The organism is Streptomyces sp. FH025 (assembly GCF_017427025.1).
GTDB lineage: Bacteria > Actinomycetota > Actinomycetes > Streptomycetales > Streptomycetaceae > Kitasatospora.
Genome location: NZ_JAFLNG010001122.1, coordinates 1 through 1,514, shown reverse-complemented (window position 1 = coordinate 1,514; position 1,514 = coordinate 1). Strand labels below are relative to the sequence as shown.

The window sequence follows — 1,514 nt, the reverse complement described above, 5'->3', positions numbered from 1 at the left end:
CCGGCCACCGCGGCGGCCGGGCCCGGCCGGACCGGGGCGCGGCGGTGCCCGGGGAACGGCAAGGCGACCTGGCCGGGGTACTGCTCCCCCCGGCCAGGTTAGGCTCACCTTAGCTGATTGTTCCTCGGCTCTCGCGGGTGGTGCGCCCGTCCGGGGGAGGACCCGCCGTGGGGGTGGAGCCCAGTTGGCGCGCGAGCCAGACCGGCACCCCGCCCAGGGCGTGCACCAGCCGGGCGGCCTCGGCGCGCAGCCGCGAGGCCTCGGCGGGCTCGGACACCTCGGCGAGCGCCGCGAGCGCCGGCGCCACCCCCACCGTGAAGCCGAGTTGCTCGCGCAGCCGCAGCGAGGCGTCGAAGCCCTCCCGGGCGTTGCCGCGGTCCCCGCGGGCGAGCGCCAGGGCGGCCAGGTGCCGCCAGGTGTAGGAGCGCAGCAGTTCGTCCCCGCGCTCTCCCGCGCCCTCGTGCGCCCGGCGGTAGGCGATCCAGGCGGCGCTGCGGTCGCGCAGCAGGTTCTCGGCGACCAGCCCGCGCCGGAAGTCCAGCAGCGGGCGGCCCGGGGCGTCCGGCGGCAGCAGGGCCGAGGTGCGGCCGAGGGCGGCCTGCGCCTCGTCCAGCCGGTCGCGCGGTCCGAGCACGCTGGCCACGTACGCGAGGAAGCCGCGGGCGCAGGCGGCGGCCGCGCGCTGCTCGGTGTCGTCCGCCACCGCCTCGGCCAGCCGTAGCGCCTGCTCCGCCTGGATCCAGTGCGCGGCGGTGAACAGGCTCTGTTCTATGAGGAGTTCGGCCCGCCCGAGGGCGGCCGTCGGATCGTGTTCGGCGGTTGGTCGCAGGAGTTCGGCGGCCTCCTGCCAGCACCCCCGGGACCGCAGTCGCCACACGGTGTCGCCCGGTTCCTCCGCTGCCGCCCGCCCCCGCCCGTTCGGGCCGCTCGGGCCCCATCCGTGCTCCGACAACGCCACCTCCTTGTGTGCGCCATCCAGCAGGGCACGGACCTGCCCCTGAAGCCCTGCCGCCGCGACCTGATCGCACGACGACGGCAGGGCGAAAGGCCCGCGCTGTGGCGGCAATTCAACACGGGGGTGAGCTTGTGCACCAGATCACGAGCGGAGGTTGTTGCTTTTGGTGGAGAAATGATCTAGTGAAGAAGGTTGGCCGTCAGGAGGTCCAGCCGGTCTCCATCAGGGCCTCGGCGGCGCCGTTGGCGGGCTGCGGCACGCCCGCGAGGTCCAGGCTGAACAGGGCGACCAGCAGCTGTTCGCCGCGCACGGTGGCCTGGTGCGAGTACCCGGCGAGGGTGAACATCGCGGCGGCCATCTCCTCCGCGTGCAGGGTCTGGAGCCACAGGCACTCGACCGACTTCACGTCGGCGGGCTCGGTCCAGGTGTCCACCTGGGCGACCATCCGGCTGCCCAGCAGGGTGACCCCCTCGCGCTCCTGGGCCTCGGTCAGCTCCAGGTCGTCGAAGCCGAGCCACTCCAGGTAGCGGGCGGCGGTGAACACCGCGTCCTGCGAGGT

At 74.6% G+C, this 1,514-nt stretch carries 1 protein-coding gene and 1 pseudogene; both read right to left on the bottom strand.

Features of this window, described 5'->3' with window-relative positions; genetic code table 11:
- Positions 1-109 precede the first annotated feature (109 nt).
- Positions 110-952 (bottom strand): hypothetical protein, encoded by an 843-nt coding sequence (locus J0670_RS37850; protein ID WP_243438086.1) that lies wholly within the window; start codon positions 950-952, stop codon positions 110-112.
- 202 nt (positions 953-1,154) lie between these two features.
- Positions 1,155-1,514: pseudogene (locus tag J0670_RS37845) on the bottom strand (hypothetical protein); the annotation flags it as partial.